Below are 15,434 nucleotides of genomic sequence, written 5' to 3'. Positions count from 1 at the left end.
AGGCTCCCAGGATGACACGGGGTCGGCGCTACTTCTTCAGCGAGCCCAAGTATTCGATCACGGCGGCCCGCTGCGCCGCATCGGGCGCGCCCAGCAGCATCTTGGTCCCGGGGACCGCCTTCGCCGGCGCCTTCAGGAAGGCGTCCAGCGTGTCGGGCGTCCAGGTGATGTTCGAGGCCTTCAGCCCCGCGCTGTAGGCGTAGCCGGCGCCCGTGCCCGCCTTGCGGCCGGCCACACCGGCCAGGGGCGGTCCCATCTTGCCGGGCGCGGGCTGAACCGAGTGGCAGACCGAGCAACGCTGCTCGAACACCTGCTGGCCCGTCGGCGGCGCGGCGACGGCGCTGGCCGCCGTCCCGGCCACGAGGGCCCCGGCCAGAATGGGAGCGAGCTTAAACGGGAACTTCATCGACAGAACTCCGTCAGAGGTTTGGCGGCGGCTCTAGAGCCCCAGCAGGCGCCGATTGCGGCCGGCGTCGGGCGCGCTGCCGGCGAAGTCGTCGAAGGCCTTGTCGGTGACCTGGATGATGTGGTCGCGGATGAACGGCGCGCCTTCGCGGGCGCCCTGTTCAGGATGCTTCAGGGCGCATTCCCATTCCAGCACCGCCCAGCCGGGATAGTCGTACTGTGCCAGCTTGGAAAAGATCGCCTTGAAGTCCACCTGGCCGTCGCCCAGCGACCGGAAGCGGCCCGGGCGTTCAGCCCATCCCTGATAGCCGCCATAGACGCCCGACTGGGCCGACGGCCGGAACTCTGCATCCTTGACGTGGAAGGCGCGGATCCGCTCGTGATAGCGGTCGATGTAGCCCAGGTAGTCCAGTTGCTGCAGCACGAAGTGGCTGGGGTCGTAGAGGATGTTGGCCCGCGCGTGGCCGCCGACCTCGTCCAGGAAGCGTTCGAAACTGGCGCCGTCGTGCAGGTCCTCGCCCGGATGGATCTCGTAGCAGACGTCGACCCCCTCGTTGTCGAAGGCGTCGAGGATCGGGCGCCAGCGACGGCCGAGCTCGGCGAAGGCCTCCTCGACCAAGCCCGCGGGCCGCTGCGGCCAGGGGTAGAAATACGGCCAGGCCAGGGCGCCGGAGAAGGTGGCGTGGGCGTTCAGGCCCAGGCGCCGGCTGGCGACGGCGGCGGCTTTCACCTGCTCCACGGCCCAAGCCTGGCGCTCCTTGGGTTTGCCGCGCAGCTCCGGCGGCGCGAAGCCGTCGAACAACTCGTCATAGGCCGGATGGACGGCGACCAGTTGGCCCTGCAGGTGGGTCGACAGCTCGGTGATCTGCAGGCCGTGGCCGGCCAGCATCCCGGCGATATCGTCGCAATAGGTCTGGCTTTCGGCGGCCAGGGCCAGATCGAAGAACGAGTCCGCCCCGCCGGTGGGCATCTGCACGCCGACATAGCCCAGATCGGCGACCCAGGCGGCCATGGTCTCCAGTTTGTCGAACGGCGGCTCTGCGCCGATGAACTGAGCCAGGAAGATGGCCGGTCCCTTGAGCGTCTTCATCGCCCCTCTCCTTGCAGCGCCACCCAGCCGGCGTCGGCCCGGCTGGCGGCCACGGCGTGTTCGACGAAGGCCATGCCGCGCACGCCCTCGGCGATATCGGGCACGAGCCCGCCGTCCTGCCCGTCGATGGCGTCGGCGAAGTCGCGATAGATGTTGGCGAAGGCCTCGATGAAGCCCTCCGGGTGGCCCGTCGGCAGACGCGTGACCGCGCGGGCGCCCGCGCCCAGATAGGCCGAGCCGGCGTGCAGCACCTGGCTTGGTCCGTCCAGCCAGTCCAGGGTCAGCTCGTTGGGCCGTTCGTGCGACCAGGTCAGGCCGCCGGTCTCGCCATAGACGCTGAGTCTCAGCCCGTTGCGCGCGCCCGCCGAGATCTGCGAAGCGATCAGCACGCCTCTCGCGCCGCCCGCGAACCGCAACAGCACATTGCAGTCGTCGTCCAGGCCACGCCCCGACACGACGGCGGCGACGTCGGCGCACAGGCGCTCGACGCGGCGGCCCGTCACGAACTCGGCGATGTTGAAGGCGTGCACGCCGATGTCGCCGATGCAGCCGCCCACGCCCGACTGCGCGGGATCGGCGCGCCAGCTGGCCTGCTTGTTGTCGCCGTCGCGTTCCAGCGGCTTGGACAGCCAGCCTTGGGAATACTCGACCACGACCTTGCGCACGGCGCCCAGGTCGCCGCGCGCCACGATCTGGCGCGCCTCGCGGACCATCGGATAGCCTGTATAGGTATAGGTCAGGCCGTAGAGCTTGCCGGACGCAGCGACGACGCTGGCCAACTCCTGAGCTTGGGCGAGATTCAGGGTCGCGGGCTTGTCGCTGATCACGTGCAGCCCCCCGCGCAGGGCGGCGGCCGAGATATCGAAGTGCAGGTGGTTGGGCGTCACCACGGACACCAGCTCGGCGCCGTCGGGACGCGCCCGTTCGGCGGCTATCATCGCGTGATGGTCCCGATAGACCCGGTCGGGCGCCACGCCCCAATCGGCGGCCGCCTGGGCGTTCTTGGCCGGGTCGCGACTGAACACCCCGGCGACCAACCGGATGCGGCCGTCCAGCTCGGCGGCCATGCGATGCACCGGCCCGATGAACGAACCGGGACCGCCGCCGACCATGGCCATCCGCAGAGGCATCAGGCGACGACCTTGGCGAGGTAGTCGAAGCTGATCTTGGCCGATTCCAGCCGTGCATGGGCGAACGGCGGCTCCTGCTCGTAGTAGAAGCCCCTAATCCCGGCGTCATAGGCGGCGGGCAGAAGCTTCTTCCAGTCGATCATGCCGCTGCCGACCTCGGTCGGGTCCTGCCGCAACTCGAAATTGGCCTTGGTGGTCGGTTTGATGTCCTTGACGTGCATCTGGGTGAAGCGGCCAGGATGCGCCTTCAGCAGCGCGAACGGATCCTGGCCGGCGGCCGTGACCCAACCGACGTCCATCTCGAAGGTGACCAGGCTCGGATCCGTGCCCTTCAGCAGGATCTCCATGCCCGTGGCGTCTCCCCCCTTGCCGTCGCTTAGGGGCGCGAACTCGAAATTGTGGTTGTGGTAGCCGGTGACGATGCCGGACTTCTTCAGCACGGCGGCCTTTTCGTTGAGGAAATCGACGTTCCACTTCCAGTCGTCGGCCGTCATCTGGCCGCCGGCCTGGCGCAGGTCGGCGCCGCCTAGACGGTCGGGGATGTAGAGGATCGGCATGATCGCCGACTTCACGCCGATCACGTGCAGCTCGTCGGCCAGCTTGGCCAGGTCGCCGCTGAAGCCGTTGGCGCCCTTGGGCGAGATGTGGGCGCTGGAGCAAACCAGGCCCGCGCGGTCGAAAGCGGCGCGCAGCTCGGCCGGCGTGCGGCCCAGATAGCCGGCCAGCTCCACCGACTTGAAGCCGATCTTGGCGACCGTGGCCAGTTGAGCGTCCAGCGCCTTGGCCAGGTCCGGCCCCAGGCTGTAGAGCTGGATGCCGACGTGTTGCTTGTGGCGCTGGAAGAACGGCGTCTCGGCGGCGGCCGCACCCCCGGCCCAAGCCGCGCCGAACACCGCCGCGCCGGCGGCCAGAAGTCCGCGCCGGGAAAGGCCGGCAACGGCTCGGGTTTCGTAAGCGATTGAGCGCACGAGGCTTTCCTTTGGCTGAAGTCTAGGGTTGGGCCGGGCTGGCCGCGGCGACGGCCTCCGACTCGTCGGTTTCGGCGACCGGTCCGCGCGACGGCGGCCGGAAAAACAAGGCCAGCAGCAGCACCGCCGCCAGCGCCATGCCTGTGGGGACCAGGAACAGACTGGTGTAGTCGACAGCGCCGTCGGCGCTGAGGCGGCCGATCAGGGTCGGGAATAGGAAACTGGCCACGACGTTGCCTACGCCCAGGATCAGCAGATTGAACAGGCCCTGAGCGCTGGAGCGGACATCCTTGGGGAAGACCGCGTCAACGAAGATGTACACGGTAGCGAAGAAGAAGGCGTAGCAGATCCCGTGCAGCAGCTGCACGGCGACGATCACCGGGATGCTGTCGGCGAAAAAGGCGAAGACCGCGAAGCGCGCCGCGTGGCCCAGCACGCCGACGATCATCGTCACTTTCCAGCCCAGCCGCGCCAGGACGCGGCCCAGGAAGAACATGGTCAGGACCTCGGCCACCTGGCCCAGGCTCAGCACCACCATGCTCAGATTGCCGGCGATCCCGACGCGGTTGGTCAGGAAGGCGTCGGCCATCACGAAGTAACCGTTGTGGATCACCGAATCGATGAAGGTGACGACGAACAGCACCAGGACGAACGGCGTGGCCAGCAGCTTGAAGGCGCGTCGCCAGGCCAGCTTGTCGATCCCCGCCGCGTCCTTGCGCGCCGGCGTATGCGGCAGGGTCAGGGCGTAGCCGGCGAAGGCGAACGAAACGATCGCCGCGACCAGGAAGATCCACCGCACCTGCTCGGCGCCGGCGTGGGCGCCCAGCAGGAAGACGAAGGGCCAGCTGACCAGCACCCAGCCCACCGTGCCGCCCATGCGCACCGCGCCGAAATCGGCCGCCGGGTCGCGCAGGTTGGCGAAGGCGATCGAGTTGGTCACCGACAGGGTCGGCACATAGACCAGGCTGAAGATCAGATAGCAGGCGAAGAACGGCCAGAAGCTGGTCGCGAACGCCGTCCCGACCAGGGCCAGGCCGCCGATCAGATGGCTGACCGCCAAGAAGCGCTCGGCCGCGAAATTGCGGTCGGCGAACTGGTTGGAGAAGAAGATGCCGACGACGGCGGCCACGCCCCAGGAACTGCCAACCAACGACTGCTGCCAGGGCGCGAAGCCCAGCATGCCCATGTAGGGGAAGATCTTCGGCGCCCAGGCGCCCCAGATCGCCAACTGGAGCACCATCATCAGGAAGAGCCGCAAGCTCGTCGTCATGGTTCTGGCCTCCCCGACCAGCATCGGCGCCAGGTTTCAGCCCGTTTGGGCCGCTCCCGCGCTCATGTAATCGAAATCATCGATAACAGGGGTCTGTCAAAGCGGCAACCGCCCAGCGCCGCCGACTTCAAGGCGCCGCGCCTTGCAAAGGGTCCGGCTTGCCGCCAGTGTCGCGCCGATGGCCACTATTCACGAAGTTGCGCTAGACGCGGGGGTCTCGGCCGCGACGGTCTCGCGGGTGTTCAGCGCGCCCGAACTGGTGCTCGAAACGACCCGCAACAAGGTGCTGGAAGCGGTCGTCCGCCTCGGCTACGAGCCGAACTTCGCGGCCAAGAGCCTGCGAACCCTGCGGACCGAAAAGATCTTGGTCACCGTGCCGGACATCTCCAACCCCTTCTTCTCGCAGGTCATCCGCGGGGTGGAGGAAGCCGCCATGGCGGCCGGCTACTCGGTTCTGCTGGGCGACACGCGCCACGAGGAAGCGCGCGAGGAACAGTATGCGGCGATGTTTCGGCGCAAGGAGGCCGACGGTCTGATCTTCCTGGGCCATCGCCTGCCGAACGTCCTGGCCGAAATGGTCGCCGCCAAGGGGCCGCGGACGCCAATCGTCAACGGCTGCGAATTCCGCCCGGGCCTTGCGGTGTCCAGCGCCCATATCGACAACGAAGGCGCCGCGGCCGAGGTCATGGAGTATCTCTACGACCTGGGTCACACCCGTGTCGGGATCGTGACGGGTCCGCTCGTCAGCCCGATCAGCAGCGACCGCTTGGCCGGCGTCCTGGCGGCCGCTGAGCGCCGAGGGCGCGCCAGCGCGCTGCGCATGGCCATCGGCGACTTCTCCATCGAGTCCGGCCTGCGCCAGGCCGGCGACCTGCTCGACCAGCCCGCCCCGCCCACGGCGATCTTCTGCTTCAGCGACGAGATGGCGATGGGCGCGATCGAGGCCATCCGTCGGCGCGGCCTCCACTGCCCGCGGGACGTGTCGCTCGTCGGGTTCGACGACATTCGCTTCGCCCAGTATCTCAGTCCGCAACTGACCACGGTCAGCCAGCCCATGGAGCAGATCGGCCACGAGGTGGTCCGGCTGCTTCTCGACATTCTGGCGGACCGCGCCAGCGCCCTGCAGAACGTCACCCTGCCCCACCGGCTGATCGTCCGATCGAGCACGGCCCCGCCGCCCGGTTGACCAGATACGCCGACTAGGGCCGCGGCGGCAGCTCGCGGACCCAGATGTTGCGGAAGCTGATCGGCGCGCTGGGATCTCCATGGGCCTGCAACTTGATCGGCGCCGGACCGTGGGGCTTGTAGGCCGGCTTGCCGATATAGACCGTCTCGCCGGCCAGGACGGCGTTGTCCTGCACCAGCACGCCGTTATGGAGCGCCGTCACGGTCGCGGGCGACACCAGCGCGCCATCCGCGCCAAAGACCGGCGCTCGCCAGATCACGTCGTACGCCTGCCACTCGCCCGGCGCCCGACTGGCGTTCGCCAGCGGCGGATGCTGCTTGTAGAGGCTGGCGGCCTGGCCGTTCACATAGGTCGGGTTGTCGTAGGAATCGACGATCTGCAGCTCGTAGCCTTGATCGCCCGCCCCCGTTGAAGCCAGGAAAACACCGCTGTTGCCCCGCGCTTGACCCGTTCCGGCGATAGCTTCCGGGATGCGCCATTCCAGGTGGAGCTGATAGTCGCGAAAGGCCCGCCGTGTCTCGATATTGCCCCGCGCCTTGTCGACGGTGATGACGCCGTTGGCGACGGTCCAGCCGGCCGGCGACTTGTCCTTTGTCGAGACCCACTGGTCCAGGTCGTCGCCGTCGAACAGGACGACGGCGTCCGACGGAGGACCTCCAGCCTCCTTCGCCGGCGAGACCACCACCGGCGAGGGCTTCCATATCTCGGTGTCCTCGGGCTTGGCCTGAGCCATGGCCAGAGACCCCGCGAGCAGCCCGCCGACCAAGACCGTCGCCAGCGCCAGGATGACCCGTTCACGCTTCATGACCGTCGCTCTCTATAGAAATCGCACGCAACAAGAGAGTGAGGCCTAGCCTCACCCGCCGGACTCCAATTCGATAAAGAACGTTCTCGCCAGCGCCAATAGCCGCCCTTGGGCCGGCTCTGGGAACACGACCTTCGCCGACCGGACGCATCTGGTGTTCGCCGGCCACTGCCGCACGATCTGGGCGACCGCAACCTACATCCAGGCTGATCAACCGGCATGTCATCAGCTCATTGCCGTACCTGTTCAGTACGAGATCAGCGAGCTCGGGAAAAACCTGGAGGCGCCGACAGCAACGTCGCGAGGCGACAGGTCTAGAACCGCGACACAAGCCGAAAGCCGGTGGTTCGGGGCCGCAGGGGTGTGATGGCCTGGTCGCTGCGCGGGGCGAACGGGTTGCCGAAAGCAAAGGTGTTGGCGTGGCTGTCGAAGGGGTTGTCGACATAGGCGGCAAGGGTCCAGCGCTCGGTTTCAAGCGCCGCGCTGGCCGCCGTCGTCCAGTAGCTGTCCAGGTGTCGTCCGGTGGCCTCATCCAACCCGAGTCGCGCGCGCCCCGTGTGGGCGGCTTGAAGGCGAAGTCGCAAGGTGGGGCCCCAGGCCAGAGGTCGGTGATAGTCGATATTGAGATTGGCCGATCCGCTGGAAACCCCCGCCAAGCCCGCGCTGGCGACGGACGTCGGATCCACGCTGAGTCGCGACAGACTGGGATTGTTGACCAGGAGCGCCAAACTTAGATCGAAGTGATCGCTGGCGCGCCAGGCGCCTTCGACTTCAAGGCCAGTATTGTCGCCGTCGCCGACATTGACTGTGTAGCCCAGGCCGTCCGCGAGGTACTGATCGCTCTGGATCGAATCCCACTCGGCATAGAAGGCCGCGGCGCGCATCTGCAGGCGATCATCGAAAGCCTTCAGCTTGACGCCGACCTCGTGGTTCCAGAGTTGGTCGGGACGGTACTGGCGTTGCGGCGCGCCAGGACTCCCAAACACCTGCCCGACCCTGCCGCCGGTGTTGAATCCGCCGGGGCGATAGCCTTCAGAAAGCTGTAGATAGACCAACAGCGACGACTTCGACGCATAGCTGACCAGGATCTTGGGTGAGACCCCGCGCTCGCCGTCTTCGCCTGCGAAGGCGCGGGCCTCCCCTGCCTGAATGACGCTGGATCGGACACCATAGTGGTAGTCGAACCAACGCAGGCCGGCCGTGGCCGACAGGCTCCACGGCAGGTCCAAGGTGGCTTCGCCATAGACGGCGGCTTCGCGGATGTCGTCGATGCGCGCTTCCTGATAGCCAGGGGCCCCGCCCGTCGTGGCCGTCGCCATGGCGCTGTCAAAGCGGGCCTCCGTGGTGGAGAAGAAGGCGCCGACAAGGCCATGCAGCAGCCGCCCGGACGGCGTGGCATAGGTGACCTCGCCGACCACCAGATCGGTGCTCCGCGCATCATCGAAGGCGGCCGGGCCCGTCGGCAGGCCAAACAGGGCCGTCTGGCTCGTGGCGTCGTAGCGACTGGAGAAGTCGTGACCCAAGTGCGAAACTGAACCGGTCAACCGGCCCCAGTCTCCGTCACCCGTCAGGGTCACCGAGTACTGGTCGAAGCTGTTGGCATGAGGTTCGCGCACGGCGTTGTCGCGCATCAACGGTCCCAACCGCGCCACACCGTACTGGGTGTCGTGGTTGTGGATCACTTGGTAGTTGGTCACCGCCATGACCTGCCAGGCGGGCGACAGGACGGCCCGAAGCGACAGGCGGGCGCCGTTCCGCTCGGAGGCGTTGACGTCGTTGCGCGCCGGCCCGGCATTGTCGATATAGCCGGGCGATCTCTCAACGTAGCCCACGGCCCGCATCGCCACCCTTCCCGCCAGCAGCGGAAGATTGATCGTCCCCTCCAGCTCGCCGCCCACGCCGCCGTGGCGGGTGGCGGAGGCGCCCGCCAGGACCTGACCGGAGATCTCGTCAAGATTGGGCTTGCGCGTGGCCAGGCGAACGACCCCGCCGATCGTGCCGCCGCCGTAAAGCGTGCCCTGGGGGCCACGCATGACTTCCACCCGCTCAATGTCGGCCAGCCGCAGATCCGGGTCTGGCGCGTTGTAGGTGATGGGCGCCTCGTCAAGATAAAGGGCGACAATCGACTGCGTCTGCCCCGTGAAGGCTCCGTCCGAAAGGCCGCGCAGCAGGATCTTGTCTCGGCCAGGGCCCAGGTTGGTGGTGGTCAGTCCAGCCACCTGAAAGCCGATGTCAGCCAAGCTGGAGGCGCGCTCGCGGGTGATCGCCTCGCCGGAGACCGCCGAGATGGCGTAGGGGGTCCGGCCTGGGAGGTTGGGAAAGCGCTGGGCGGTGATCACGACCTCTCCGAGCGCGACCTCGCCCTCCGCCTCCGCCACGACCGGCGGGGCCGGCCGCGGCGGGTAGGCGCCCACCGACGGGAGCTTCGGGAGGGCCCTGCGCACCACGACGGTGCGCTGATCCAGGATCGCGAAGGTGCAGCCCGACCCGGCCAGCATGCGAGAAAGGGCGGTCTCCAGCGACATAAGCCCGGCGATCGTCGGGCTCTCTCCGCGACAGACGTCGAGATTGCCGCCCAGCGACACCTCGGCCTGAAGCGCCAGGTCAATCAGGGCCGCGCGCACTGGCTTGCGCGCCACCCGCAGCCGAACCTCGGGCGACGCGGCCTCAGCGGCGGGTCCAAGGCTGAGCGACGCAGCGACAAGCGCGGACAGACCTGCCCATCGCAGCGCGGGCCGATTCACGAAATCCATGACCGACACTGGCGATCATTGTCCCTTCAGAACGATTTCGTTCGGGCGCGTGACGACAGCCACCCCGCTGAACTGCGCCAATCGCTCGACCATGGCCTGCTGTCCGTCGACGAGGAACACACCGCTGACCTTCACGTTCGCCGCGCTAGGATCGATGCGGATCGGCACGCCTCCATACCGGTTGAAGTCGGCGACCACCTCGGCCAGGGGCGTGTTGTCGTAGATCAGCCGTCCAGCGCGCCAGGCGAACACCGCGTCGGGGTCGGCGCCGCGCACCTCCTGGACAGTGGTGCCCTCGGTGTGGAGAACCTGCTGGCCTCTGGTCAACCGCACCTCGCCGCCGCTCGCCTGCGCCACGGCGACGACGCCGCGACGCACGGTGACGGCGGTGCGTCCCTCATGGCGCGAGATGTTGAATTCGGTGCCGATGACTCGAACCCGCTGATCGCCCAGGGCGACCACGAACGGGCTGCCAGGCTTGTGGACGACGTCGAACGCGGCTTGGCCGTCCGCGAGGATGACGTCCCGACGCCCGGCGCGCATCGTGACGCTGACCCGCGTGTCGGCGCCCAGGGTCAGGCGCGAGCCGTCCGCCAAGGTCACCGCCCGCACCTCGCCCTTGGTGGTGACATAGTCCGTCGGGGCCGAGGGCAGCCATCTCGGCGCCAACAGCAGGACCGCGATACTGGCGGCGATGGCGCCGCCGGCGATCAGCCAGGGCGCCGGGCGGCGTAAGCGCGGCTTGAAGGCCGTGACCGTGGATCTGGGCTCGAGCGCCTTGGTGTCGGTGGGGGTGGAAGGCGTCGCGGTGGCGGTCGCCAACAGGGCTTCGGCCGCCGGGTCTTCCAGGTCGAGCCATAGCGCCTCCACGTCTTCATAGGCCAGGCGGTGGGCCGGATCGGCTTCGAGCCAAGTCTGGAAATCAGTCCAGGCGTCGAGGTCGGCGTCGTCGCGCAGGCGGGCGAACCAGTCTGTTGCGGCCTGCCGGATCGGATCGATCGGAGAAGCGGTCATGAGCGGTCACCTGAGGCTTCGCGGCCGAATGCGGGCCAGCCTCTTCGCAACGACGTCGCCGTCCAACCAGCGCCTCCCCGGTTTGTGGGGCGGTGATGCAGATTGGCCGCACTCATCGGATCACCCTGGAATGAAGATGGCTCAGGGCCAGGCTGATCTGCTTCTCAACCAAGCTTTTGGAGATGCCCAAGGCGGCGGCGATTTGGGCGTACGACAGGCCGTCGATCTTGTGGAGTTTGAAAATCTGTTGAGTGCGCGGGGACAGCGTCGTCAGGGCGGCCATCACCTTGTCCAGCCGCTGCCGCGCGATGACGGCCGATTCCGCGTCGGGCGCGTCAGCGATATCCACGGGTCCCACCGAGGTCTGGTGCGTGCTGCGCCAGTCGGCGTCACGCGCGCCGGCGCGGCGACGCTGGCGCAGACGGTCCAGCATCAGGTTGGAGGCCAGCCGGTAGAGAAAGGCCGGCGGATTGTTCACCGGTTCATCCTGCAGGGCGATGACCTTCAGATAGAGGTCCTGCACGAGATCCTCGACATCGGCGTCGGGACCCAGCTTGGCCAGGAAGAACCGCCGCATGTCGTCGCGGCGTTCAAGATAGGACGCCAGAAGAGGCGATTGGCTCTGCACCTGCGGCTCTTCAGGCGGACGTCAAATGAGGTGCGGGCGGAAGCAGGACCACGGCGAATCCAAACAGGCTGGCGCGGTCCGAGAGGCCGCCTCTTGTGAAGCTTATCGTGAAAGGTTCATGGCGAAATGTCACAACTATGGCCGTCTGTTTAGAGAAACCGGCGCATGCGGCTGACCGGCAACCCGAAGAACGCGAACGCTTCGCGATCACCTTCCACGATCATGTTGCGAGCGCCCACCAGGGCCGACCGGAGGGCTATGGGGCCAGACCATTGAGGTCCACGCAACCGGAAAGCCGCCGCCCCAAAGCAAAGGATTAATTCGGTGAGTGGGCGATGGCTGCGTGGCGTCATTGGGGCATAGCCTCACGGAGTATCGCTCATGAACGACGCCCTCTTCGCTCACGGCTTCCTGACCGATGGCGATGTCGCCTATCTGATCTCCAGCAAGGCGGGCCTGGCCCAGTCCAAGCTGCACCGTTCGACCAGAATCTGTGACTTGCGACTTCCGTTGGAGGCCTACTACGCGGTGCTGGTCGCGATCGAGGATCATTTCGGCATCGAGATCGACGACCTGGTCGGCGCCGACTGCGACACCCTCGGCGCGCTGATGGACCGCCTCAAGGATCGCGCTGCCGGTTCCCGGCGTCCTGTCGCCCTGGCTGGAGGACGAGCGGTTGATCAACGCAGGACTGGAGGTCAAATCTCCACAGCCAGCGAGCCTAAGGTTGACCCAAACCAGGCCATGATCACCCGCGAAAGTGTCATCACCCCGCGCCAGCCGCATGCGATCGCGCTGCGGTTCTAAGCTCGATTCTGAGAAGCAAAGCCGACCGCCAGCAGCGCGCCCAGGGTCGAGCGCCCGATGGTGCGCAACGGTTTGAAGATCGCGGCGATCGTAGCGTGGGCGGCGGCCGCGCCTCATCCGCCGCCTTGTGGTCGCATAACCGAACCGATCTGGCCGAACAGGTCGACCGCGCCCTGGATGTTCTCGATCTCGCCGCCCGGCTTGATGTCGTCTGTTGCGCCGCCAGGCGTGATCGCCACGTGGAGGCTGCCCAGCAGGCTGTCGCGGGTGATCTTGGCGGTGGAGTCCGAGGGCAGCTTGACGTCCGGATCCAGGCTGAGCGTGGTCACCGCCAGATAGGTCCTGGGGTCCAGTCTGATTTCCGAAACGGTGCCGACCTCGACGCCCGCCACGGTGACGGCCGCGCCCGGCGCCAGCGATCCGACTTGGCCGAACTTCGCCGTGACCTCATAGCCGCCCGGCCTGCTGCCCACGCCGCCCACGGTCAGCGAGAAGACCAGAACCCCCACCGCGAGGACGAGGACGAGAAGACCCATCAGGGTCTCGGCCCATTGTTCGTGCAACCCCATACCCTTTCGAAATCCAGCAAGGCCGCCCGCCCGACGGCCGGCCCGTCGTTGTCTACCGCCCGGCGGGACGCTGGGCGTCGCGCTGCGGTTGGGAGATCAGCACGTCGATATTGCCGCCGGGCCTGGCCGCCGTGGGCGCAGCCGTCGCAAGGGGAAAGCGGCGTCTGTCCATGGTGAACTCTTCCATTTATGTGACGCGGCGCCGCGCCGTTCCGCCCAATGACGCCGCCGCCCCCCAGCCCCCTCACACAATTGTCGCCGCGCGTCGGGCTGGCTCACGCAGGACCGCCCGGAGCGCGTTATCCGCGCCTGGCCGGAGCGTTTCCGCGTCACAGGGCGGCGTCTCCTCACCGAGGGGCAGCTGGTCCAACATCGCGCGCGGCATCCACTGCGCCGGAGCGGAAATCCACGAGGTTGGCGATGGCCGGGATGGGTTCGCACCGGCGCTGACGACGAATCCGCCCCTGGGGCGCGCGTCGAAACAACCGGGCGGGCCAGCCTTCAGCGGCCCTTTTTTTCGGCCTTTGCCGACCAGGGCGTCCGGCGACCGATCGCCGATCGGGCCGGCGCCCCTTCACGGGCGCGCAACGCGGATTCCGCCAAGCAACAGGGCTACCGGGCTCAGGTCAGAAAGGGAAACTCCCGGAAACTTTGGAAAACCCCGCGAACGCTCCGGCGGTTGGCGCCCCCTGTTGGACACGCGTTAGAACTATTTCTACGATATTCCCGCCGTTCGTACGCCACGGCGCGATAAGGGCAAGAAGCGTCCCAAGCTTTAGGATTGGGCGCGAAGATGGCCTTCACCGACGGACGCTTCCGGCTTTTTGAGGTTCGGAACGCGCCATTACCGGACGTTGGCGCACCTCCAGGAACTCGACGTTCGTTAGCTGAGCTAGCGCGCAGAGGCGGTAGGAACTGAGAACTACACGTACGCCATGGCTCTCTAGATGCTCGCGCCAGAAGAGGAAGCCGTGAAGGTCCGCGATGGGGGGTTTGCGGACCTACCGGTAACGCCGTCTGGGCTGGCCTGAATAGGCAGCGTCACCCATGCTCACCGAGGCGAGCATGGGGCTGACTTCGCGGAGAGCGCCAGGCCGCCCCCAGGGCGCCTCTGGAAGGAGATACGTCGCGGCCGGCCGAAAGGTTAAACGCCCATCGATCTTCCGCTCTGGCCGGATCAGGATCAAGACAATCGGACGAGCATTGAGCCAGGGCCTCGCGGGACCATCCGCCGGACGCGAAGCACCCAGCGGAGTTGACGCAGGCGGACGTGGCTAGACAGCCTCCATCTCAGCGACCTGCACGGTGATCAGCGAGTCGATGGCCGCCGCCAGGGCTTCGATCCGATCGGGCTCCAGGATCGAGAAGTGATCGCCCGCGATTTCCACGACGTCGCGCCCCTCGCCGCCCGGCAAGGGGCTTACGACCACGCCGGGCTGGGTGAGGCGGCGCGCGCTCCGTTCAGCACGGATCTCGGCGATCGGTCCCTGGAACGGCTCGGCGTCGTAGGCCAACAGGGCGGTCCGCGACGCCGCATAGCTGGCGTGGAAGGCGTCGATGTCTATCGCCCGCATCATGTCCGCCCCCAGTTCACGACGCATGGCCCTGCGAAACTCGTCGATGGTCTGTTCCAGGACCGGTGCGTCGGGCGTTGGCAGGTAGCTGTCGATGAGAATGATCCGCCGCAGATCCACGCCCGCCGCCAGCAGCAGCCGGCCCAGTTCGTAGGCGATCACGCCGCCGAACGACCACCCGATCAGCGTGTAGCGGCGCGTCTTGTCCTCGACCATGGTGTCGCGGCAATAGGCGGCGATCTCCTCGATGCTGGTCAGCGGGGCCTCGTCCGCGTCCGGGCTGGGCAGCCGGCAGGTGCTGATCCGACCAGATGTGCGCATAACCTGCGCCAGAGGGCCGTAGAACGACCCGAACCCCAGCATGGCGGGCATGAAGAGGATGGTCTCGCGGCTGTCAGCGTCCGCGCGCAACTCGATGCTGGTGGCGACACTGGCGTTGTTGGTCAGCCACTCGGCGAGACCGGCGACCGTCGGATGGGTGAACAAGGCCGCCAGAGGGATGTTCCTGGCGAACGCCGTGCTCGCGGCGGTGACAATCCGCAACGCCAGAAGGGAATGCCCCCCCAGTTCGAAGAAGTTGTCGGTGACGCCGACCTGCTCCAGGCCCAACGCTTCGGCGAAGAGGTCCGACAGGATGGTCTCGTTCTCGTTGCGGGGCGCCACATAGCTTTGAGCGTCGAGCGTCCGCATGGGCATCGGCAGGGCCTTGCGATCGACCTTGCCGTTCGGGGTCATCGGCAAGGCGTCGAGCAGAATGATGCTCGACGGCACCATATAGTCGGGCAACCGCGATTGCAGGCGAAGCTTCAGGCGATCCGCCGTGGGCGGCCGCTCCGCGTCGAGCTTGAGACTGGCGTAGCCGATCAGTCGCTTGAAGCCCGAAGCATCCTCGCGCATGACGACCACGGCCTCGGCGACGGCGGGGTGGGCGCGCAGGGCGGCCTCGACCTCGCCCAGTTCGATGCGGAAGCCGCGCACCTTGACCTGGTGGTCCAGCCGYCCCAGGAAGTCCAGCTGRCCGTCGGCGCGCCAGCGGACCAGGTCGCCGGTGCGGTACATCCGACCGGTCTCGAACGGACAGGGCACGAACCGCTCGGCCGTCAGCCCCGGACGGTCCAGATAGCCGCGGCCCAGGCCAGAACCCGACAGGTACAGCTCCCCCGCAACCCCCACCGCGCACGGCTGCAGGAACCGGTCCAGCACATAGGCCCGGGTGTTGGCGATCGGTCGGCCGA

At 67.3% G+C, this 15,434-nt stretch carries 13 protein-coding genes; 2 read left to right on the top strand and 11 right to left on the bottom strand.

Features of this window, described 5'->3' with window-relative positions; translation table 11 throughout:
* Positions 1–28 precede the first annotated feature (28 nt).
* From AC1DMQ_RS17240 to AC1DMQ_RS17220, 5 genes are read right to left on the bottom strand one after another with little or no spacing between them, the layout of a single operon-like run.
* Positions 29–406, bottom strand: coding sequence for a c-type cytochrome (locus tag AC1DMQ_RS17240; RefSeq protein WP_477034780.1), 378 nt, complete (start codon positions 404–406; stop codon positions 29–31).
* Positions 407–439: 33 nt separating this feature from the next.
* Positions 440–1,495, bottom strand: coding sequence for a sugar phosphate isomerase/epimerase family protein (locus AC1DMQ_RS17235; RefSeq protein WP_477034779.1), 1,056 nt, complete (start codon positions 1,493–1,495; stop codon positions 440–442).
* Positions 1,492–2,625 (bottom strand): Gfo/Idh/MocA family protein, encoded by a 1,134-nt coding sequence (locus tag AC1DMQ_RS17230; protein ID WP_477034778.1) that lies wholly within the window; start codon positions 2,623–2,625, stop codon positions 1,492–1,494. Before AC1DMQ_RS17230 ends, AC1DMQ_RS17235 begins: the two co-directional genes overlap by 4 nt.
* On the bottom strand, positions 2,625–3,593 hold the full coding sequence (locus tag AC1DMQ_RS17225) for a sugar phosphate isomerase/epimerase family protein (protein WP_477034777.1): 969 nt from the start codon (positions 3,591–3,593) through the stop codon (positions 2,625–2,627). Before AC1DMQ_RS17225 ends, AC1DMQ_RS17230 begins: the two co-directional genes overlap by 1 nt.
* 22 nt (positions 3,594–3,615) lie before the next feature.
* A complete protein-coding gene (locus AC1DMQ_RS17220) occupies positions 3,616–4,863 on the bottom strand; it encodes an MFS transporter (RefSeq protein WP_477034776.1) in 1,248 nt (415 codons plus the stop codon).
* A gap of 178 nt (positions 4,864–5,041) precedes the next feature.
* Between AC1DMQ_RS17220 and AC1DMQ_RS17215 the strand changes: the two genes are divergently transcribed.
* Positions 5,042–6,049 (top strand): LacI family DNA-binding transcriptional regulator, encoded by a 1,008-nt coding sequence (locus AC1DMQ_RS17215; protein ID WP_477034775.1) that lies wholly within the window; start codon positions 5,042–5,044, stop codon positions 6,047–6,049.
* Positions 6,050–6,062: 13 nt separating this feature from the next.
* Here the strand turns inward: AC1DMQ_RS17215 and AC1DMQ_RS17210 are convergent, their stop codons facing one another.
* The 4 genes from AC1DMQ_RS17210 to AC1DMQ_RS17195 form a co-directional block, all read right to left on the bottom strand.
* Complete coding sequence (locus tag AC1DMQ_RS17210; protein WP_477034872.1) at positions 6,063–6,782, bottom strand: 3-keto-disaccharide hydrolase; 720 nt, start codon at positions 6,780–6,782, stop codon at positions 6,063–6,065.
* Between the two features lie 386 nt (positions 6,783–7,168).
* Positions 7,169–9,607, bottom strand: a complete 2,439-nt coding sequence (locus tag AC1DMQ_RS17205) for a TonB-dependent receptor (RefSeq protein ID WP_477034774.1) — start codon at positions 9,605–9,607, stop codon at positions 7,169–7,171.
* A gap of 15 nt (positions 9,608–9,622) precedes the next feature.
* A complete protein-coding gene (locus AC1DMQ_RS17200) occupies positions 9,623–10,621 on the bottom strand; it encodes a FecR family protein (RefSeq protein WP_477034773.1) in 999 nt (332 codons plus the stop codon).
* Positions 10,622–10,733: 112 nt separating this feature from the next.
* The gene (locus AC1DMQ_RS17195; RefSeq protein ID WP_477034772.1) at positions 10,734–11,249 is read right to left on the bottom strand and encodes an RNA polymerase sigma factor; all 516 of its coding nucleotides are present in this window, start codon (positions 11,247–11,249) and stop codon (positions 10,734–10,736) included.
* A 381-nt stretch (positions 11,250–11,630) separates the two neighbouring features.
* Here AC1DMQ_RS17195 and AC1DMQ_RS17190 point away from each other — a divergent pair, with 381 nt between their 5' ends.
* Positions 11,631–12,056 carry a hypothetical protein gene (locus tag AC1DMQ_RS17190; protein ID WP_477034771.1) on the top strand — a complete coding sequence of 142 codons (426 nt, stop codon included), beginning with the start codon at positions 11,631–11,633 and terminating at the stop codon, positions 12,054–12,056.
* A gap of 113 nt (positions 12,057–12,169) precedes the next feature.
* On the opposite strand, the gene mlaD is transcribed toward AC1DMQ_RS17190, so the two are convergent.
* Both mlaD and AC1DMQ_RS17180 read right to left on the bottom strand, forming a co-directional pair.
* The gene (gene mlaD / locus AC1DMQ_RS17185; RefSeq protein ID WP_477034770.1) at positions 12,170–12,625 is read right to left on the bottom strand and encodes an outer membrane lipid asymmetry maintenance protein MlaD; all 456 of its coding nucleotides are present in this window, start codon (positions 12,623–12,625) and stop codon (positions 12,170–12,172) included.
* Between the two features lie 1,274 nt (positions 12,626–13,899).
* On the bottom strand, positions 13,900–15,434 hold a 1,535-nt coding region (locus AC1DMQ_RS17180; protein ID WP_477034769.1), incomplete at its 5' end, for an alpha/beta fold hydrolase.

The organism is Caulobacter sp. 05L422, assembly GCF_056397765.1.
The sequence above is the reverse complement of the archived record's forward strand: the minus strand, read 5'-3'. Positions and strand labels throughout refer to the sequence as shown.

Bases quoted from the DNA above. Each gene is read 5' to 3' on its own strand.
- AC1DMQ_RS17240 (WP_477034780.1), bottom strand. From the start codon at position 406: ATGAAGTTCCCGTTTAAGCTCGCTCCCATTCTGGCCGGGGCCCTCGTG.
- AC1DMQ_RS17235 (WP_477034779.1), bottom strand. From the start codon at position 1,495: ATGAAGACGCTCAAGGGACCGGCCATCTTCCTGGCTCAGTTCATCGGC.
- AC1DMQ_RS17230 (WP_477034778.1), bottom strand. From the start codon at position 2,625: ATGCCTCTGCGGATGGCCATGGTCGGCGGCGGTCCCGGTTCGTTCATC.
- AC1DMQ_RS17220 (WP_477034776.1), bottom strand. From the start codon at position 4,863: ATGACGACGAGCTTGCGGCTCTTCCTGATGATGGTGCTCCAGTTGGCG.
- AC1DMQ_RS17215 (WP_477034775.1), top strand. From the start codon at position 5,042: ATGGCCACTATTCACGAAGTTGCGCTAGACGCGGGGGTCTCGGCCGCG.
- AC1DMQ_RS17210 (WP_477034872.1), bottom strand. From the start codon at position 6,782: ATGGCTCAGGCCAAGCCCGAGGACACCGAGATATGGAAGCCCTCGCCG.
- AC1DMQ_RS17205 (WP_477034774.1), bottom strand. From the start codon at position 9,607: ATGGATTTCGTGAATCGGCCCGCGCTGCGATGGGCAGGTCTGTCCGCG.
- AC1DMQ_RS17200 (WP_477034773.1), bottom strand. From the start codon at position 10,621: ATGACCGCTTCTCCGATCGATCCGATCCGGCAGGCCGCAACAGACTGG.
- AC1DMQ_RS17190 (WP_477034771.1), top strand. From the start codon at position 11,631: ATGAACGACGCCCTCTTCGCTCACGGCTTCCTGACCGATGGCGATGTC.
- mlaD (WP_477034770.1), bottom strand. From the start codon at position 12,625: ATGGGGTTGCACGAACAATGGGCCGAGACCCTGATGGGTCTTCTCGTC.